At 75.7% G+C, this 17,460-nt stretch carries 17 protein-coding genes; 10 read left to right on the forward strand and 7 right to left on the reverse strand.

The genetic code is table 11. The annotated features are described in order from the left end of the window. The first annotated feature begins 78 nt into the window (after positions 1 to 78). On the forward strand, positions 79 to 882 hold the full coding sequence (locus tag ABD361_RS16255) for a MerR family transcriptional regulator (protein WP_344436014.1): 804 nt from the start codon (positions 79 to 81) through the stop codon (positions 880 to 882). Positions 883 to 1,005: 123 nt separating this feature from the next. On the opposite strand, the gene ABD361_RS16260 is transcribed toward ABD361_RS16255, so the two are convergent. Further along, a complete protein-coding gene (locus tag ABD361_RS16260; RefSeq protein WP_344436015.1) occupies positions 1,006 to 1,680 on the reverse strand; it encodes an IclR family transcriptional regulator in 675 nt (224 codons plus the stop codon). Between the two features lie 78 nt (positions 1,681 to 1,758). Further along, on the reverse strand, positions 1,759 to 2,034 hold the full coding sequence (locus ABD361_RS16265) for a helix-turn-helix domain-containing protein (protein WP_344436016.1): 276 nt from the start codon (positions 2,032 to 2,034) through the stop codon (positions 1,759 to 1,761). A gap of 65 nt (positions 2,035 to 2,099) precedes the next feature. On the opposite strand from ABD361_RS16265, the gene map reads away from it, so the two are divergent. Further along, entirely contained in the window at positions 2,100 to 2,867 is a 768-nt protein-coding gene (gene map / locus ABD361_RS16270) for a type I methionyl aminopeptidase (RefSeq protein ID WP_344436017.1), read from the forward strand. A gap of 81 nt (positions 2,868 to 2,948) precedes the next feature. Further along, positions 2,949 to 3,464: a DM13 domain-containing protein gene (locus ABD361_RS16275; protein WP_344436018.1), complete on the forward strand. Its 516-nt coding sequence runs from the start codon at positions 2,949 to 2,951 to the stop codon at positions 3,462 to 3,464. A 150-nt stretch (positions 3,465 to 3,614) separates the two neighbouring features. Here ABD361_RS16275 and ABD361_RS16280 read toward each other — a convergent pair whose 3' ends face one another. Continuing rightward, entirely contained in the window at positions 3,615 to 4,166 is a 552-nt protein-coding gene (locus ABD361_RS16280) for a hypothetical protein (RefSeq protein WP_344436019.1), read from the reverse strand. Between the two features lie 33 nt (positions 4,167 to 4,199). On the opposite strand from ABD361_RS16280, the gene ABD361_RS16285 reads away from it, so the two are divergent. Then, entirely contained in the window at positions 4,200 to 4,673 is a 474-nt protein-coding gene (locus tag ABD361_RS16285) for an RNA-binding S4 domain-containing protein (protein WP_425583225.1), read from the forward strand. A 7-nt stretch (positions 4,674 to 4,680) separates the two neighbouring features. Here the strand turns inward: ABD361_RS16285 and ABD361_RS16290 are convergent, their stop codons facing one another. After that, entirely contained in the window at positions 4,681 to 5,436 is a 756-nt protein-coding gene (locus ABD361_RS16290) for a sirohydrochlorin chelatase (RefSeq protein WP_344436020.1), read from the reverse strand. Further along, positions 5,433 to 6,605: a uroporphyrinogen-III synthase gene (locus ABD361_RS16295; protein ID WP_344436021.1), complete on the reverse strand. Its 1,173-nt coding sequence runs from the start codon at positions 6,603 to 6,605 to the stop codon at positions 5,433 to 5,435. The genes ABD361_RS16290 and ABD361_RS16295 overlap by 4 nt, the downstream gene beginning before the upstream one ends. A gap of 190 nt (positions 6,606 to 6,795) precedes the next feature. Between ABD361_RS16295 and ABD361_RS16300 the strand changes: the two genes are divergently transcribed. The 6 genes from ABD361_RS16300 to ABD361_RS16325 all read left to right on the forward strand — a co-directional run bounded on the left by ABD361_RS16300 (position 6,796) and on the right by ABD361_RS16325 (position 15,757). Beyond that, the gene (locus ABD361_RS16300; protein WP_344436022.1) at positions 6,796 to 8,928 is read left to right on the forward strand and encodes a molybdopterin oxidoreductase family protein; all 2,133 of its coding nucleotides are present in this window, start codon (positions 6,796 to 6,798) and stop codon (positions 8,926 to 8,928) included. Next, positions 8,925 to 10,262: an NAD(P)/FAD-dependent oxidoreductase gene (locus ABD361_RS16305; protein ID WP_344436023.1), complete on the forward strand. Its 1,338-nt coding sequence runs from the start codon at positions 8,925 to 8,927 to the stop codon at positions 10,260 to 10,262. The genes ABD361_RS16300 and ABD361_RS16305 overlap by 4 nt, the downstream gene beginning before the upstream one ends. Before the next feature lie 38 nt (positions 10,263 to 10,300). Further along, entirely contained in the window at positions 10,301 to 12,802 is a 2,502-nt protein-coding gene (gene nirB / locus ABD361_RS16310) for a nitrite reductase large subunit NirB (RefSeq protein ID WP_344436199.1), read from the forward strand. After that, positions 12,799 to 13,203 carry a nitrite reductase small subunit NirD gene (gene nirD, locus ABD361_RS16315; protein ID WP_425583226.1) on the forward strand — a complete coding sequence of 135 codons (405 nt, stop codon included), beginning with the start codon at positions 12,799 to 12,801 and terminating at the stop codon, positions 13,201 to 13,203. Before nirB ends, nirD begins: the two co-directional genes overlap by 4 nt. 9 nt (positions 13,204 to 13,212) lie before the next feature. Beyond that, positions 13,213 to 14,556: a nitrate/nitrite transporter gene (locus ABD361_RS16320; RefSeq protein WP_344436024.1), complete on the forward strand. Its 1,344-nt coding sequence runs from the start codon at positions 13,213 to 13,215 to the stop codon at positions 14,554 to 14,556. Positions 14,557 to 14,728: 172 nt separating this feature from the next. Next, positions 14,729 to 15,757 (forward strand): hypothetical protein, encoded by a 1,029-nt coding sequence (locus tag ABD361_RS16325; RefSeq protein WP_344436025.1) that lies wholly within the window; start codon positions 14,729 to 14,731, stop codon positions 15,755 to 15,757. 30 nt (positions 15,758 to 15,787) lie between these two features. Here ABD361_RS16325 and ABD361_RS16330 read toward each other — a convergent pair whose 3' ends face one another. Both ABD361_RS16330 and ABD361_RS16335 read right to left on the reverse strand, forming a co-directional pair. After that, positions 15,788 to 16,783 (reverse strand): serine/threonine-protein kinase, encoded by a 996-nt coding sequence (locus tag ABD361_RS16330; protein ID WP_344436026.1) that lies wholly within the window; start codon positions 16,781 to 16,783, stop codon positions 15,788 to 15,790. Then, positions 16,783 to 17,454 (reverse strand): SH3 domain-containing protein, encoded by a 672-nt coding sequence (locus ABD361_RS16335; protein WP_344436028.1) that lies wholly within the window; start codon positions 17,452 to 17,454, stop codon positions 16,783 to 16,785. The genes ABD361_RS16330 and ABD361_RS16335 overlap by 1 nt, the downstream gene beginning before the upstream one ends. Between the last annotated feature and the right edge of the window lie 6 nt (positions 17,455 to 17,460).

Raw genomic sequence — 17,460 nt, forward strand, 5'->3', positions numbered from 1 at the left:
CCGTGCCGGCTCACCGAGTTCGGCGCGGCCTGCCCACGTACTCGGCCGCGGTGTACGCATGCGCAGCCGGGCTCGAGCATGAGGCAGGCTGAGCAGATGAGGAACGGAGTCACGATCGGGCAGGCGGCGGCATTCGCCGGCGTCACGGTCAAAACGGTGCGGCACTATCACAAACTGGGCCTGGTCGAGGAGCCCGAACGCGACAGCTCCGGTTACCGGAGGTACGGATCCGCCCAGTTGTTGCGACTGGTGCAGGTCCGGACCCTTGCCGCAGCGGGCGTGCCGCTGGCCGAGATCGAGCCTCTGCTCGACGCCGACACCGCGTCGTTCACCGCCGCGCTCGCCGACGTCGAGCGACAGCTCACCGAACGGATCGATGAGCTGACCGCGCGGCGTGACACGTTGCACCGGCTCGCCGACGGCAACCGGGCGCTGCTGCCCGACCGTGCGGTGGCGCTGCTGGAGCGGATGCCCGGCCTCGGCTTCACCGCCGACGAGGTGGCCGCCGCCCGGGAGGGGTGGGTGCTGGCCAGGGCCCTGGTCCCCGAGGGCTTCGACGACTACCTCACGCACGTCGAGCACGCCCTCGAAGACCACCGGTTCGTCGCCTTGAGCAAGCGTGCCGCCGAAGCTGCGGCCTGGGAACCGGACGATCCCCGCATCGCCGAACTCGCCACTGCCATGGCCGATCACTACCTCGCCAACCCCGCACAACTGAAGATCGTGACCAGCCTGCAAGCCCGCACCCAGGCCGCGACCCGGTACAAGCTGATCACCCAACACACCGCAGAACAGGCGCCGGCCTCGGCCCGGCTGGCCGCGCTCGTCGAGAGCAAGCTGCGGGCCGCCGGCATCCGTGTCCCTGCACCGGACTCCCGCTGACCGCACTGCAGCTCGCCGACGGCAGGGCCCGTACGGCCCTGGTGATCGGCGAGGAGTCGATATCGCCGCTGCTCGCGCCGAACCACCTGGGCATCGTCTCCCGCCTCGTGCGCTGACGGTCGCTCAAGCGGGGCGCGGGACCGGTGAGGTCCGGAGATCCGCCCTGATCGCCGTCGCCGCCTCGCGCAGGAGCGTGCGGTAGTGGGCGCTGCCGGGGGTCTGCGGGGACAGCGACCGGCGCGCGCCCGTCACGCACAGGGCCGCGGCCGATGGTTCCGGCCCGGGGCACGGCAGTGCGGTGGCCAAGGAAGCCTCGCCCGGGTCGCCGGGGTCGGCGGCGTACACGTACCGCCCGTCGTGCGGCGCGGCGAGCGCCCTGGCCAGCGCCCCGCCGGGCGGGCACAGCTGCCCCGTCGCCAGGCGCTGCGGGCTGTTGTCCGGGCGGAAGACGTGGTGGACGACCTGCGCCCCGGCCGGGTGCGGCACGGCCAGGCGCACGCTCATGCCGCTGTGCGCGGCCAGCCGGTCCGCCCAGTTCATGGCGCAGGCGCGCAGATCGTTGCAGTCCGCGGCGGGCGCGCAGGCGTAGGCCGGGCGGGCCGGGCGGAAGGCGCCGCTGCGCGGATCCCGCCGGATCAGCCCCTCGGCCTCCAGGCTCAGCAGGAGCTCCAGGGCGGTGCGGGCGGGCAGGTTCAGGGTGCTGGTCACGAAGCGGCCGGTGACACCGTCGTCCGCGTGCCGCTCCAGCAGGCGCAGCACGGCGGCGGTCCGGCCGACGAGGGCTCGGGTCCGGTACATGGCCCCCAGGCTAGGCGGCACCCGGCCCACCGCTTCTCGGCCGAAAGGCCGATTCCGCGCCCCTGTGTCCTCGTGTCCTTATGCCGTCATTGCCTCACCCGCCGGGTCCGGCACGTCGGCGCACGCCTGCGCCAGGGCGTCCAGCGACAGCCCCAGGGCGTGCGCCAGCGCCGAGATCGTGAAGAACGCCGGCGTCGGCGCCCGCCCGGTCTCGATCTTCCGCAGGGTTTCGGAGGACAGCCCGGCACGGGCCGCCACCTCCACCATGCTGCGGCCGCCGCGGGCCTCGCGCAGCAGCCGGCCCAGTTCCTCGCCGCGCTGCCGTTCCCAGGGGGTCAGAGGGGTTCTCACCATGACCGTGATACTAATGCCGTGATACTCATACCGGTATAAGAATTGGCGCGGAGGGGAGTCGGAACATGGTGGAGATCAAGACGGACGGCGAGCTGGAGGCCATGCGGGAGGCCGGGCGCGTCGTCGCCCACGCGCTCGCCGCCGTCCGCGAGGCGGCGGACGTGGGCGTCGCCCTGAAGGAACTCGACGAGGTGGCCCGCGGCGTCCTCGAGCGGGCCGGGGCCACCTCCCCGTTCCTCGGCTACCGCCCCTCCTTCGCCCCCGTGCCCTTCCCGGCCGTCATCTGCGCGTCGGTCAACGACGCGATCGTGCACGGCATCCCGGACGGCTACCGGCTGCGCGACGGCGACCTGGTCAGCATCGACTGCGGTGCCGTGCTCGACGGCTGGGCCGGCGACGCGGCCACGAGCTTCGTCATCGGTACGGCGGACCCGGCGGACGAGGCCCTGATCGCCACCACCCGCCGGGCACTGGAGGCCGGCATAGCCGCCGCCGTTCCCGGCAACCGCATCGGCGACATCTCCCACGCCATCGGCGCCGTCGCGCGCGGCGCCCGCTACGGCATGGTCACCGACTTCGGCGGCCACGGCATCGGCCGGAGCATGCACGAGGACCCCCACGTCCCCAACCAGGGCCTGCCCGGCCGGGGCCTGCGCCTGCGGCACGGTCTGGTGCTCGCCATCGAGCCCATGCTCATCGCCGGCGGCCTCGACGAGTGCCGCGTCGCCCCCGACGGCTGGACCCTGTGCACGGCCACCGGCACCCGCGCGGCCCACATCGAGCACACCGTCGCCATCACCGACGACGGCCCGCGCATCCTCACGCTGCCCTGAACCCGGCCCCGGATCCGGGATCCCCCGCGAGTGCCCGGCCGTTGAGGGGGCAGAGCACGACGGCTGCGGAAGGCGGATGACATGGGACGCGTACGACGACTGCTGACCAGGCCACTGGTCCTCGGGGGCCTGGCCGTGGCCCTCGTGCTGGCGGGGCTGGGTGCCTACTGGTTCCAGCCGTGGAAGCTGTGGGTGGACGAGACGGTGCGGGAGTCCGCACCGGCCGCCGCGTCCGGCGGGGCGCCGCGCACGCTGGCGACGGGGCGCCTGATCAGCCACGAGCACGCGACCAGCGGCACGGTACGGATCCTGCAGCTGCCCGACGGCAGCCGGACCCTGCGGCTGGAGGGGCTGAGCACCAGCAACGGCCCGGCTCTCCACGTCCTGGTCAGCGACGCCCCCGTGAAGGAGGGCCGGGACGGCTGGTTCGTCTTCGACGACGGCGCCCACGTCGACCTCGGCAGCCTGAAGGGGAACAAGGGCGACCAGAACTACGCCCTGCCCGCGGGCCTGGACCTCCATCGCTACCGCAGCGTGAGCATCTGGTGCGACCGCTTCGACGTCTCCTTCGGCGCCGCCGCCCTCTCCCCGGCCTGAGCGCCCCATAGGGGCGCGGGGAACTGCGCGATCGGCCACCGACGGCCCGCAGTCGACACGCCGTCCCGGGGGCCGGGCGAAGCCCGGCATTTCCCCTGCGGCTGCGTCGTGGCTTGTCGCGCAGTTCCCCGCGCCCCTACGGGGCACGACCTAACCCCCCGCGGTCACCTCCGTGCTGGCGGCCACGGGCGCCGTGCCGTCGACGGCGCACTCCACGGTCACCCCGAAGACGTGGATCCTGGCGGTGCCGGGCGTGAACGTGGCCGTGCCGGCGGCGTCCAGCCGCACCGAGGCCGTGCCGCCGGTCAGGGTCACGCCCGAACCGCTGGGTACGGCCTGGTCGTTGGTGAAGCCGGTCGCCGTCGCGGTGCCGGAGGCGGTTCCGCCGAGGGTGAGGTCGAGCTCCGCGGTCACGGCCCGGGCCGGTACGTCGATGGGCACGCTCAGGTTGGTGCTCGCCGACAGCGTGAGCTCCGCCGTCCCGCCCTGCGGGACGCTGGCCGGCGCGTTCACCGTCAGGGCGAGGGTCTGCACGTCGCCGGGCGCGCCGGGGCCGGTGCAGGTGTAGCCCACGGTGACGGTGTCGGCCGCGGCGGGCGGGGCGCCCAGCCCCAGACCGGCGGCCGCCAGGGCGACGGTGAGGGCGGCGCCGGCGGCGTGGCGGGCGCGGCGCGGTGTCCCGGTGGGGGTGGAGGTGTTCATCGCCGTGCTCCCTTCGAACGGGAGTGGATTGATATGAACACGTCATCAATTCGCACGGGGAGGTGCAGAAGTCAACCACCGTCACTCCGGGGCGGCCCTCCCGCAGACGCATACCGGCCATACAGTGGAGGTGTGCAGAACGACGAGAGCCCCGTACGGATCGACAGCTGGATCTGGTCCGTGCGCCTGACGAAGACCCGCTCGCTGGCCGCCACCGCCTGCCGCGCCGGCCACGTCCGGCTCAACGGCGAGCGCGCCAAGCCGGCCCAGACGGTCAAGCCCGGCGACGAGGTACGGCTGCGGCAGGCCGGCCGCGAACGGATCGTGGTCGTCAAGCAACTGGTGCGCAAGCGCGTCGGCGCCCCGGTCGCCGCCGAGTGCTACGTGGACAACAGCCCGCCGCCCCCGCCCCGCGAGGCCGTCGCCCCCGTCGGCGTACGCGACCGCGGCACCGGCCGCCCGACCAAGCGCGACCGGCGCGAGATGGAGCAGCTGCGCGGCCACTGACGCCAGCTCAGGCGGTGGCCGCCGCCTCGTCGTAACGGCGCAGCACCAGACGGGCCACCGCCTCGTGGGCGCCCAGCGGCTCGGTGAGCACGCAGCCGCCCGCGCCGGCCGCGGCCCGCGCGAAGTGGCCCGGGCCCAGGAGGTAGCGGGCCACGCTCACCCGCTCGTGGCCCGCCGCCCGCAGCTCGGCGACCGCCCGGGCCGGGGTGGGCCCGCTGCCGGCCAGGCCGGCGGGCACCACCGGCCGCCCGATGCGCGCCGAGAGAAGGTCCGCCGTCCCGGCCACGGCGGCCTGCGCGGCCGGCTCGGCCGAACCGGCCGCGGCCAGTACGACGGGCCCGCCGCCCGCGCCGGGGCGGCGCGCCTCCGCCTCGGCCAGCCGCCCCGCGAGGGCGTGCGCCAGCAGCGGATCCGGCCCGAGCGCCGGCGCCAGCCGCGCCCGTACCCAGGGCGCCTGCTCCAGGGCCCGCGGAATGTCGTGCCGCAGGTGGTACCCGGTACCGAGCAGCAGCGGTACGACCACCACGTCCCCCCGCAGCCGCCCCAAGGCGTCCGTCACCGAGGGCGCCGCCAGCCCGACGCACGCCAGTCGCACGTCCACCTCGGGCCGCAGACCGGCGACGCGTCCCACCAGCTCCCGCATCACGGCCATCCCGCGCTCGTCGCGCGTGCCGTGGGCGACGGCCAGCAACTGCAGCCGGTTCGCGGGCAGACCACGCGCCGGGGCGCGCCCGATGGGTACGGCCGCCACGGTGCCGCTCACGGCGCCACCGCCAACCGGTACCCGCGCTTCGTCACCGTCTGCACCACGGCCCCGTGCGCCCCCAGCGCCCCGCGCAGCCGGCCCACCGCCGCCTCCACGGCGTGCTCGTCGGGCACCCGCGAGCGCCCACCGGCCCCGGGGCCGGGCGAGGTGCCCCCGCCCCACACCGCGCGCAGCAGCTCACCGCGGCTGAGCACCGTCCCCGGCCGTTCGGCCAGTGCCCGCAGGACCGCCGCCGGCACCGGGGGCAGCCGCAGCGCCGTACCGCCGGCCAGGACCGCCGCCCCCTGCAGGACCAGCGGGCCGGCCGCGGTGGGGATCTCGCGCCGGCCGCGCACGGTCAGTTCCGCGACGAGCGTGCGCACCAGCGCGCCGAGCCGCCCGCGGTCGGGCCACACGCACGGCACGTCCGCCGCCAGCAGCGGCCGGGCGCACACCGGGCCGATGCACACCGACAGCACCTCCCCCCGCAGGGCGTCGAGCACCTCGGCCCGACGCCCGCTCTCCTGCGCCGCCGCGAGGAACGCCTCGATGGCCGGCGCGCTGGTGAACGGCAGCGCGTGCACCTCCCGCCGTGCGGTCTGTTCCACGAGCCGGCGCAGCGCACCGGGGTCCTGCGGCGGGCCCCAGCGGTAGACCGGCACCGCCACCACGTGCGCCCCGCGCTCCCGCAGCGCCGCGGTGAACTCCGGCAGGGCGCCGCCGTGTTCCTGCACGGCGATCCGGCGGCCGCGCAGGTCCTTGGCGAGCAGCCAGGCCAGGACGTCGTCGAGGGCCTCCGACTCGGGCGCGTACGTCTCGCGCAGCCCGCTGGCGCGCAGCGCGCCCGCCGCCTTGGGGCCGCGGCTGACCAGGGCGGCCTGCCGGCAGACGGTGACCAGCGCGCCGCCCAGGCCCCAGCCCTCCGCCGCGCTCATCCAGCCCCGCCAGCCGACCCCGGTGGTGGCGATCACGTAGTCGAGGCCGGCCAGGCACTCCTCGGTGGCGCGGCGCAGCAGCGCGTCGTCGGACAGCGTGACGATGCGCAGGGCCGGTACGGCCACGACGGTGGCGCCGCGGCGGCCGAGGAGGGCGGTGAGTTCCTCGCGCCGCCGGTCCGCGGTGACGCCCACCGTGAAGCCGGTCAGCGGCCCCGGGGGCGGCGGGGCCGCGGATGTCGCTGTGCTCATGCGACGAGGCTCGCGGGCGGGCATTAAGAGCTCATTGCACAGACATCACAGGCACGTTAGTGCGACGCCCGTTTCCCTACGGGCGTGTGTCGTGCTGCGCACAACGGCAGCCCACGGCGGTGCGCGGCATGTGCGGTGTGCGAAACACGGCCGTCGTGCGACGGTAACCGGGGCGGGCGAGCCTCGTGGCATGACCGAACCCCCACCCCCCACCGACACCCACTGCCCGTACTGCGCCCTGCAGTGCGGCATGTGCCTGCGCCGCGTGGCCGCGGCCGGGCCGGACGCGCCCGGCGTGGCGGTGGAGGAGCGGCCCGGCTTCCCCGTCAACCTGGGCGCCCTGTGCGGCAAGGGCAGCAACGCCGCGGACACCCTCGCCGGTTCGGTGCGGCTCACCACGCCGCTGGTGCGCGACCGGCGTACGGACCCGCTGCGCCCGGCGACGTGGGAGGAGGCCCTCGACCGGGCCGCGCGGGGACTGGCGCAGGCGGCGCGGCGGCACGGCCGCGAGGCGGCCGGGGTCTTCGGGGGAGGCGGCCTGACGAACGAGAAGGCGTATCTGCTGGGCAAGTTCGCCAGGGTCGTGCTGCGCACGCCGCACATCGACTACAACGGCCGCTTCTGCATGTCGTCGGCCGCGGCCGCGCAGCGCGCGGCGTTCGGCGTGGACCGGGGGCTGCCGTTCCCGCTGGCCGACGTCGCGCGCACCGGCTGCCTCGTGCTCGTCGGGGCGAACCCCGCCGACACCATGCCGCCCGCCCTGCGCCACCTGCGCGAACTGCGCGAGGCCGGCGGCACCCTGATCGTCGTCGACCCGCGCCGCACCCGCACCGCGGAGCTGGCCGACCTGCACCTGCGGCCCGCGCCCGGCACGGACCTCGCCCTCGCGCTGGGCCTGCTGCACCTGGTGATCGCCCGGGGCCGGGTGGACGAGGACTTCGTCGCCCGGCGCACGACGGGCTTCGCGCACGCCCGGGCCGCCGCCATGGCCCACTGGCCCGAACGCGTGGAGGCCCTCACCGGGATACCCGTGGGGCAGATGAGGCGAGCGGTGGACCTGTTCTGCGACGCGCCCACCGCCATGGTGCTCACCGCGCGCGGCGGCGAACAGCACAGCAAGGGCGTCGACACCGTCGGGGCCTGGATCAACCTGTGCCTGGCCACCGGCCGCGCCGGCCGGCCCGGCAGCGGGTACGGCTGCCTGACCGGACAGGGCAACGGCCAGGGCGGCCGCGAACACGGCCAGAAGGCCGACCAGCTGCCCGGCTACCGCTCGCTGACCGACCCCGCAGCCCGCGCCCACGTGGCCGCCGTCTGGGGCGTCGACCCCGCCGACCTGCCCGGCCCGGGCCGCTCGGCGTACGAACTGCTGGCCGGCCTCGGCACCCCGGGCGGCGTGCGCGCCCTGCTCCTCATGGGATCCAACCCCGTCGTCTCCGCCCCGGACGCCCCCCGCATCACCGAACGCCTGCGCGCCCTGGACCACCTGGTGGTGTGCGACGTCGTGCGCTCCGAGACCGCCGAACTCGCCGACGTCGTCCTGCCCTCGGCCCAGTGGGCCGAGGAGACCGGCACGATGACCAACCTCGAAGGCCGGGTCGTCCTGCGCCGGGCCGCCGTGCCGCCGCCCGCGGGCGTGCGCACCGACCTCGACGCCCTGCACGGCCTCGCCGCCCGGCTCGGCCACCCCGACGGCTTCCCCACCACCGCGCGCGAGGTCTTCGCCGAGCTGCGCCGCGCCTCGGCGGGCGGTGCCGCCGACTACGCGGGCATCACCTACGAGCGCATCGAGCAGGAGGACGGCGTCTTCTGGCCCTGCCCGGGCGAGGACCACCCCGGCACGCCCCGGCTGTTCCTGGACCGCTTCGCCACCCCCGACGGCCGGGCCCGGTTCGCCGACGTCTCCCACCGGCCCGCCGCCGAGGAGCCGGACGACGCCTACCCGCTGCTGCTGACCACCGGGCGCGTCCTCGCCCAGTACCAGAGCGGCGCCCAGACCCGGCGCAGCCCCGCCCTCAACCGGGCCGCCCCCGGACCCTTCGTCGAACTGCACCCCCGCCTCGCGGCACGGCTGGGCGTGACCGACGGCGACCGGCTCACCGTGACCAGCCGGCGCGGCACCGCCACGGCCCCCGCCCGCGTCACCGACGCCATCCGGCCCGACACCGTCTTCATGCCCTTCCACTGGTCCGGCGAGGGCAGCGCCAACAACCTGACCAACCCCGCCCTCGACCCCGTCTCGCACATGCCCGAGTTCAAGGTCTGCGCGGTCCGCGTGACGAAGGCGGACACCGCTCGCACCGGGGCCGGGGAGGCGGCATGACACCGCGCCGCATCGCCGTCGTGGGCGCGGGCATGGCCGCCGCGCGGTTCGCCCGGCGCGTGCACGAGCTGGCCGGGCCCGGCGCGGTGGACGTCGTCCTGTACGGCGCCGAGCCCGACCGGCCCTACCACCGCGGCCTGCTGCCCGCCCTGCTGGCCGGCGGCTACGCCGGCGCCTCCCTGGCCCTGCCCACGGGCGCCGCCACCGTGCACACGGCCACCCCGGTCCTGGCCCTCGACCCGGCCGCCCGCGTGCTGCGCACGGCCGCCGGGGCGACGCCCGCGTACGACGCCGTGGTCCTGGCCACCGGCGCCGAACCGATTCTGCCGCCCGTCCGCGACCTGTACCGCCCCGCACCTCGCCCCGTCCCGGCGCCGGCCACCGCCACTGCCTCCGCCACCGCCTCCGCCCGGCACGGCGCCGACCCCGGCACCCTCGTGGCCCCCGCCGCCCGCCACGACACGCCCCCCGCCCTCAAGGCCGGCGTGCACCTGCTGCGCACCCTCGCCGACTGCCGGCACCTGGCCGCCGACGCCGCCCCCGGGCGCACCGCCGTCGTCGTCGGCGGGGGAGCGCTGGGCACCGGCACCGCCCACGCCCTGGCCGCCCGCGGACTGCGCGTCCAGCTGGTGCAGCGCGCCCCCCACCTGATCCCGCGTCACCTCGACGCGCCGGGTGCCGCCACCGTGCGCCGGCACCTGGAGGCCGGCGGGGTCCGCGTGCACACCGGGCGGACGGCCACCGCCCTGACCGGCCCCGACCACGTCACCGGGGTAGGGCTGGACGACGGCCAGGTGCTCCCCGCCGAGCTCGTCCTCCTCGCCTGCGGCGCCCGCCCCCGCACCGCCCTCGCCCGCGCCGCCGGGCTCGCCGTGCGCACCGGCGTCGTCGTCGACGACCGCCTGGCCACCTCCGCGCCCGGCGTGTACGCCCTCGGCGACTGCGCCGAGCACCGCGGCACCACCGGCACCGACGCCGAGACCGCCTTCACCCAGGCCGACGTCCTGGCCGCCCGTCTCGGCGGCCACGACCCGGCCGCCCGCCCGGCCGCGGCGGCCCCCGCCCGGTTCCGGCTGAGCACGGCCGGCGGCGAGCTGGACGTCGCCTCCTTCGGCGACCCGCGCGGCGACGCCCCGCACACCGACACCGTCCGGCTCACCGACGCCACCCGCGGCACCTACAAGAAGCTCGTGCTGCGCGGCGACGCCCTCGTCGGCGCGATCCTCGTCGGCGACCTCAGCGCAGTCGGCGAGCTCACCGGCGCCTTCGAGCGCGGCGAGAGCGCCCCGCCGGACCCCCTGCAGTTGCTCATCACGGAAGGAGCCCCCTCGTGACGGACACCCGACGGCGCCTGGTGCTCGTCGGCCACGGCATGGCCGGCCAGCGCTTCCTGGAGGCGCTGACCGAACGCGCCCCCGGCAAGTGGCGGATCACCGTCCTCGCCGAGGAACCGCGCCCCGCCTACGACCGGGTGCACCTGACCTCCTGGTTCTCCGGCACCACCGCCGAGGAACTGTCGCTGTGGCCGGCCGGCTTCGCCGAGGAGCACGACATCGACCTGCGCCTGGCCGACGCCGCCGTCGCGCTCGACCGCGCGGCCCGCACGGTCACCACCGCCTCCGGGCACGTCCTGCCCTACGACGAGCTGGTCCTCGCCACCGGCTCCCGGCCGTTCGTCCCGCCCATCCCCGGCCGCGACCTGCCCGGCTGCTTCGTCTACCGCACCCTGGAGGACGTCCAGGCCATCCGCGAACGGGCGGCCGGCGCCCGCACCGGCGTCGTCGTCGGCGGCGGACTGCTCGGCCTGGAGGCGGCCGGGGCGCTCAAGGCCCTCGGGCTGGACACCCACGTCGTGGAGTTCGCCCCCCGCCTGATGGCCGTCCAGGTCGACGACGGCGGCGGCACCGCCCTGCGCCGCAGGATCGAGGACCTCGGCGTCACCGTCCACACCGACGCCGCCGCCGGCGCCGTCGAGGCCGGTGAAGACGGCGAGGTCGCGGCACTCGCCCTCTCCGACGGCCGCACCCTCGCCGCCGACCTCGTCGTCTTCTCCGCCGGCATCCGCCCCCGCGACCACCTGGCCCGCGACAGCGCCCTGCCCGTCGGCGAACGCGGCGGCATCGTCGTCGACGCCCGCTGCCGCACCGCCGACGCGCACGTGTGGGCCGTCGGCGAATGCGCCCTGGCCGCCGACGGCCGCGTCTACGGCCTGGTCGGCCCCGGCTACGCCATGGCCGAGACCGCCGCGGCCGCCCTCGCCGGCGACGCCCGCGAGTTCACCGGCGCCGACACCTCCACCAAGCTCAAGCTCCTGGGCGTCGACGTGGCCAGCTTCGGCGACGCCCACGGCACGACCGAGGGCGCCCTCGACGTCCTGTACGCCGACAGCCGCGCCGGCGTCTACCGCAAGCTCGTCGTCGCCCCCGACGGCGCCCTCCTCGGCGGCGTCCTCGTCGGCGACACCACGGCGTACGACACCCTGCGGCCCCTGGCCGCCGCCCGCACCGTCCTGACCGCGCCCCCCGAACGGCTGGTGCTGCCCGCCTCCGCGGCCACCGCCGGCGAGGCCGGTCCGGTCGCCCTGCCCGACGAGGCCGTGATCTGCTCCTGCCACAACGTCACCAAGGCCGCCGTGCGCGCCGCCGTCACCGCCTCCGGCTGCAGTGACGTGGCCGCTGTCAAGAAGTGCACCCGCGCCGGCACCGGCTGCGGATCGTGCGTGGGAGCGCTCGGCACCATCGTCGCCGAGGAGCTCACCGCGCTGGGCACCGAGGTCGCCCGCGGCCTGTGCGAGCACTTCACCCACACCCGCGCCGAGCTGTACGAGATCGTCCGCGCCAAGGGCATCACCACCTTCAGCCGGCTCGTCGACGAGCACGGCACCGGCGAGGGCTGCGAGGTGTGCAAGCCCGTCGTCGCCTCGATCCTCGCCTCCCTCGCCCCGGCCATCGGCGCCCCCGTGCACATCCTCGACGGCGAACAGGCCGCCCTGCAGGACACCAACGACCACTTCCTCGCCAACCTCCAGCGCAACGGCTCCTATTCCGTCGTCCCCCGCGTCCCCGGCGGCGAGATCACCCCCGAGGGACTGATCACCATCGGCGAGATCGCCCGCGACTTCGGCCTCTACACGAAGATCACCGGAGGCCAGCGCATCGACATGTTCGGCGCCACCGTCGACCAGCTCCCCCTCATCTGGCGCCGCCTGGTCGACGCCGGCTTCGAATCCGGGCACGCCTACGGCAAGGCCCTGCGCACCGTGAAGTCCTGCGTCGGGCAGACGTGGTGCCGCTACGGCGTCCAGGACTCCGTCGCCCTCGCCATCGAGCTCGAACTGCGCTACCGCGGCCTGCGCTCCCCGCACAAGATCAAGGCAGCCGTCAGCGGCTGCGCCCGCGAATGCGCCGAGGCCCGCGGCAAGGACTTCGGCGTCATCGCCACCTCCGCCGGCTGGAACCTCTACGTCGGCGGCAACGGCGGCACCACCCCCCGCCACGCCGACCTGCTGCTGACCGACGTCGACCACGACACCCTCGTGCGCACCATCGACCGCTTCCTGATGTTCTACATCCGCACCGCCGACCGCCTGGAGCGCACCTCCGCCTGGATCGAGCGCATGGACGGCGGCCTGGAGCACCTGCGGGCCGTCGTCGTCGACGACAGCCTCGGCATCTGCGCCGACCTCGACGCCCTCATGGCCGCCCACGTGCGCACCTACGAGGACGAATGGCGCGCCACCCTCGCCGACCCCGAACGGCTGCGCCGCTTCGTGTCCTTCGCCAACGCCCCCGGCACCCCCGACCCCGCCATCCGCTTCACGCCCGAGCGCGGCCAGATCCGCCCGGTGCCCGCCCCCGAGGCGGTGGGCGCGTGACACGCGGCGTCGTGGAGATCCGCACCGGCGACCAGTGGCTGCCGGCCTGCCCGTACGAGACGCTCGAGACCGGCCGCGGCGTCGCCGTCCTTCTCGCCGGCCGCCAGGTGGCGCTCTTCCGCGACCGCGGCGGGGCCGTGTACGCCGTCGGCAACCGCGACCCGTTCAGCGGCGCCCACGTCATCTCCCGCGGACTGCTCGGCAGCCGCGACGGCGCACCTGTGGTGATCTCGCCGATGTACAAGCAGGCCTTCGACCTGCGCTCGGGTGCCTGCCTGGACGAGCCCGGCGCGGCCCTGCCCGTGTGGCCGGTCCGCCTCACACCCCGGGCACGAGCCTGTGCGCAAGACGTAGCACGGGCGAGCGCCGGAGCACATTCGCGGGAAACCGCCCCTTCCTAGCGTGAGGGAATGACCGCGAACCCCTCTCTCCCCGCGGTCGGGCACACCCGCCCGGCCGCCACCACCGGCCCCACCCGCCCCCTCGCCGACTGGCGCCCCGAGGACCCGGCGTTCTGGGACGCCACCGGCGCCCGCGTCGCCCGCCGCAACCTCGTGTACTCGGTCCTGTGCGAACACATCGGCTTCTCGGTGTGGAGCATGTGGTCCGTCCTCGTCCTCTTCCTCGGGCCCGAGTACGGCATCGACCCGGCCGGCAAGTTCCTGCTCACCGCCGTGCCCACCCTCGTCGGCGCCCTGCTGCGCCTGCCCTACACCGTCGCCGTGTCCCTCTTCGGCGGACGCCGGTGGACCGTCGTCAGCGCCCTGGCGCTCCTGGTGCCCACGGTGCTCACCGGCTGGCTCCTGCGGCCCGGCGTCTCCCCGGCCACCCTGCTCCTGCTCGCGGCCGCGGCCGGCGTCGGCGGCGGCAACTTCGCCTCCTCCATGGCCAACATCAACGCCTTCTACCCGCAACGCCTCAAGGGGCGGGCCCTGGGCATCAACGCCGGCGGCGGCAACCTCGGCGTCCCCGTCGTCCAGCTCGCCGGACTGCTGGTCCTGACCACCGCCGGCGCCTCCCACCCCCGCCTGGTGCCGCTGCTCTACGTCCCCCTGGTCGTCCTGGCCGCCCTCGCCGCCGCCCTGCGCATGGACGACCTGCCCCGCTCCCGGCCCCCGGGCAGCCCGCTGCGCGAGGTGGCCCGCGACCCCCACGCTTGGGCCGTCTCCACGCTCTACATCGGCACCTTCGGCTCGTTCATCGGCTTCGGCTTCGCCTTCGGACAGGTGCTGCTCGTGCAGTTCCCCCACGACTTCCCCACCCCCGTCCGCGCCGCCTGCCTGACCTTCCTCGGACCCCTGCTCGGCTCCCTGGCCAGGCCCGTCGGCGGCGCCCTGGCCGACCGGCTCGGCGGCGCCCGCGTCACCTTCTGCGCCTTCCTCGCCATGGCCGGGAGCACCTGCCTCGTCCTGCTCGCCTCCCGCGACGGCTCGCTGCCGCTCTTCCTCACCGGCTTCGTGCTGCTCTTCGTCCTCAGCGGCGCCGGCAACGGATCGACGTACAAGATGATCCCCGGCATCTACCGGGACCGGCCCGGACCGCGCGCCCACCTGCACGCCAACGCCCTCATGGGCATCGCCGGCGCCGTCGGCGCCCTCGGCGGCGTCCTGATCAACCTCGCCTTCCGCCAGGCCTTCCTCGCCCACGGCACCGGAGAACAGGCGTACACGGCGTTCCTCGTCCTGTACGTGCTCTGCCTGGCACTCACGTGGGCGGTTTATCTCCGCGGGGCCCGAGCAGTGCGCGAGAACTGAGACCGATTCCGTTCCGCTTGGGGAACCATCGGGTGGGGAAGGCCCTCTGACAGGCCGGAGGCGCACGCACGTGCGCCCGCACAGACAACCCACCACGCGGGGGCGGTACATGACGCGGACAATGCCACGACAGCCCGCACAGCGGCACGGCGCACCGGCAGGGCGCCGGGCCATGACCACAGGCGCGGCGGCGCTCGCGGTCGGGCTGGCGCTCGCCGTGGGCGCCACTGCCCCCGGACAGGCGGCCGCCGCCCCGGCGGGCCCGACCTGCGGCGGCGACAGCGCGAGCGCCCTGCGCGCCGCCGCCGAGGCCGCCACCGCGCCCCTCGCGGGCGAGACGCCCGCCCCCGCCGCGACCGGCACCGCCACCGACAAGATCTCCTACAGCCTGCCCGGCCAGCTCCCCATCGGCCTGTGGTCCTCCTCCGGCGTCACCCTGCGCACCCCCGTCGCCAAGGGCGGCACCGTGCGCCTGGACGTCGACAGCAAGGGCTTCAGCACCGACTCCCTGACGGTGCAGCGCTACGACACGGCCACCCACCGCTGGGTCGACCTCGACACGAAGCCGGGCGGCGGCAGCCGGCCCACCCACGGCGTCTTCACCTTCCCCGTGACGGCCACCACGGCCGGCCCCCGGCAGCCGCACACCGTCGCCCTGCGCCTGCAGGACCTCGACCGGCCCGGCACCGTGACCGTCGCCGCCTCCGTCTCCGACGGCCGCGGCCACACCTACCGCGCCCCCGCCCGCACCGCCACTACCACCCGGCCCCAGGTCGTCCTGACCGGCTGGCAGCGCGGCGCCACGCTGCAGCGCGGCGGGACGGGCCGCGAGGTCACCGTGACGGTGAAGAACACCACCGACCGCGCGTACCCGGCCCTGGCCGCCTCCTACTTCGCCGTCGGCATCGGCACCGGGCACGCCCTGGCCCCCAAGGACATGACCCTGCGTCAGTACCGGACGGGACGGGGCTGGGAGACGGTGCCGCTCGTCGCGACGGGCTGCGACCCGGGCATGAGCGCGGGCCTGCGGCCCGAGAGCGGCGCGAAGACGCTGACGCCGGGGGCGACGGCGACGTACCGGCTGAGGATCGCCGTCAACCGGGGCGCACCGCGGGACGTGAAGTCGGCGGACGCGGGCGTCTCCGTGGGCACGACGCAGACGTCGTTCTTCTCCCAGGAGTTGCCGTTCACCATCCGGTGACGTACGGGACCGGGCTGCGCCCGGTGTCCGTCACAGTTCCGGGAACACCGGTGCTGCCCACATCGGAGGCGCCCGTACGGGCTCCGGCGCCTCCGGCGCCACCGGCTTCGCCGGGGGCGCGCCGCCTGCCCGCCGCAGCGCCGTCACGAAGCGCAGGCAGCTGTCGAAGCGGTCGTCCGGCGATTTCGCCAGTGCCTGGGCCAGGACGTCGTCGACCCCCGCCGGCAGCTCCGGCACGTACTCCGTCAGCCGCGGCGGCGGCTCGTTCTGGTGGGCCCACAGCAGTGCCATGTCGTCCTCGCGGCGGAACGGCGGCGCCCCGGTGAGCGTTTCGAAGACGACGCAGGCCAGGCTGTAGACGTCGCACCGCCCGTCGACCGGTTTGCCGGAGATCTGCTCGGGTGCGACGTAGTCCAGCGTGCCGACGAACTGCCCGACGCGCGTGTAGCCGGTCAGGGACAGCGACTTCTTCGTCAGGCCGAAGTCGGTGAGGTAGACGTGCTCGGGGTGCTCGCTGTCGGTGCCCTCGGCCACGAGGATGTTGCCGGGTTTGACGTCCCGGTGCACGAGGTCGTGGGCGTGGGCGGCGTCGAGGGCGGAGGCGACCTGTCCGGCGATGCGCGAGGCGGTGGTCAGCGGCAGGGGCCCCTCGCGGTCGAGGAGGGCGCGCAGGTCCTGGCCGGGCACGTAGCGCATGGCGATGTACAGGACGCCCTCGACCTCCCCGGCCTCGAAGACCGGCACGATGTGCGGGTGGTCGATGGCGGCGGCGACCCGGGACTCGTGGGCGAAGCGCTGGCGGAAGGTGTCGTTGCGGGCGAGTTCGGGGGCGAGGAGCTTGAGGGCGACGGTGCGCCCGAGGCGCAGGTCGCGGGCGCGGTAGACCACGGCCATGCCGCCGCGCCCGATCTCGCTCTCCACGCGGTAGCCGGCGATCTGGCGGCCGATGAGCCCGCCGGGCCCGGCGCCCAGCGAGGCGTCCGGCCGCGGCAGGCGGTCGCCGTCGCGGTCGTCCGGGGCGCCCATCAGCGCTCACCGCCGGGTCCGTGCGGCGGTCGCCCGGTGCCGTCGTCGAGCCGGGTGGGCGGCGGGGCGCCGGGTGGCCCGGTGTCCAGGCGGGTGGCCTCGGGCGGTACGGAGGGCGCGTGCGGCATGGAGGAGGGGCGGGGGGAGCGTTCCCGGCCGGCGATGCCGGTCAGCGAGGTGCCCTCGCAGTAGCCCCAGTTGTCGCGTTCGGCGTCGTACAGCCACATCGCGTCGCCGTCGAGGACGACGCCGATGCGCAGGCCCTGGGTCGTCGTCCGGAACGTCTCGCCGTCCGTGCGCCCGGTGGCCAGGTCCTCCACGGCCCGCCGGTAGTGCTCCAGTGCTTCCTGCACCTGCTGCAGCAGCCGCCGCGCGTCGGCGGTACGGGTGAGCGCGCCGCCCGCCGGGGGCGGGTCCTGCGGCAGGGCGACCAGGAGCCGGGCGTCGACCCATGCCGACCAGCCGTTGGAGCACAGCACCTGTCCCCAGTCGCCGCGCCGGTCGAGCAGCTGGACGGGCAGCAGGGGGTCGAGGGGTTCGGTGGGGACGACGGCGTCGGGTGCGGCCCAGGTGGACAGCCCGCCGGGCGGCACCACGTGGGTGGGCAGGAATCCGGGGACCTCCTGGCCCTGGGCGCCCACCGAGCCGTACGGGAACGCGGCCGCGTTCACGGTCGG

It is taken from the genome of Streptomyces luteosporeus, from assembly GCF_039532865.1.
In the GTDB taxonomy this organism is placed as follows: Bacteria; Actinomycetota; Actinomycetes; order Streptomycetales; family Streptomycetaceae; genus Streptomyces; species Streptomyces luteosporeus.

What these genes read in the sequence shown, in the direction of transcription:
- ABD361_RS16300 (WP_344436022.1), top strand. Translation starts at nt 6,796, where the DNA reads ATGACCGAACCCCCACCCCCCACCGACACCCACTGCCCGTACTGCGCC.
- ABD361_RS16265 (WP_344436016.1), bottom strand. Translation starts at nt 2,034, where the DNA reads ATGGTGAGAACCCCTCTGACCCCCTGGGAACGGCAGCGCGGCGAGGAA.
- ABD361_RS16320 (WP_344436024.1), top strand. Translation starts at nt 13,213, where the DNA reads ATGACCGCGAACCCCTCTCTCCCCGCGGTCGGGCACACCCGCCCGGCC.
- ABD361_RS16325 (WP_344436025.1), top strand. Translation starts at nt 14,729, where the DNA reads ATGACCACAGGCGCGGCGGCGCTCGCGGTCGGGCTGGCGCTCGCCGTG.
- ABD361_RS16280 (WP_344436019.1), bottom strand. Translation starts at nt 4,166, where the DNA reads ATGAACACCTCCACCCCCACCGGGACACCGCGCCGCGCCCGCCACGCC.
- ABD361_RS16295 (WP_344436021.1), bottom strand. Translation starts at nt 6,605, where the DNA reads ATGAGCACAGCGACATCCGCGGCCCCGCCGCCCCCGGGGCCGCTGACC.
- ABD361_RS16260 (WP_344436015.1), bottom strand. Translation starts at nt 1,680, where the DNA reads ATGTACCGGACCCGAGCCCTCGTCGGCCGGACCGCCGCCGTGCTGCGC.
- ABD361_RS16305 (WP_344436023.1), top strand. Translation starts at nt 8,925, where the DNA reads ATGACACCGCGCCGCATCGCCGTCGTGGGCGCGGGCATGGCCGCCGCG.
- nirB (WP_344436199.1), top strand. Translation starts at nt 10,301, where the DNA reads ATGGCCGGCCAGCGCTTCCTGGAGGCGCTGACCGAACGCGCCCCCGGC.
- ABD361_RS16330 (WP_344436026.1), bottom strand. Translation starts at nt 16,783, where the DNA reads ATGGGCGCCCCGGACGACCGCGACGGCGACCGCCTGCCGCGGCCGGAC.
- map (WP_344436017.1), top strand. Translation starts at nt 2,100, where the DNA reads ATGGTGGAGATCAAGACGGACGGCGAGCTGGAGGCCATGCGGGAGGCC.
- ABD361_RS16255 (WP_344436014.1), top strand. Translation starts at nt 79, where the DNA reads ATGAGGCAGGCTGAGCAGATGAGGAACGGAGTCACGATCGGGCAGGCG.
- ABD361_RS16285 (WP_425583225.1), top strand. Translation starts at nt 4,200, where the DNA reads ATGAACACGTCATCAATTCGCACGGGGAGGTGCAGAAGTCAACCACCG.
- ABD361_RS16275 (WP_344436018.1), top strand. Translation starts at nt 2,949, where the DNA reads ATGGGACGCGTACGACGACTGCTGACCAGGCCACTGGTCCTCGGGGGC.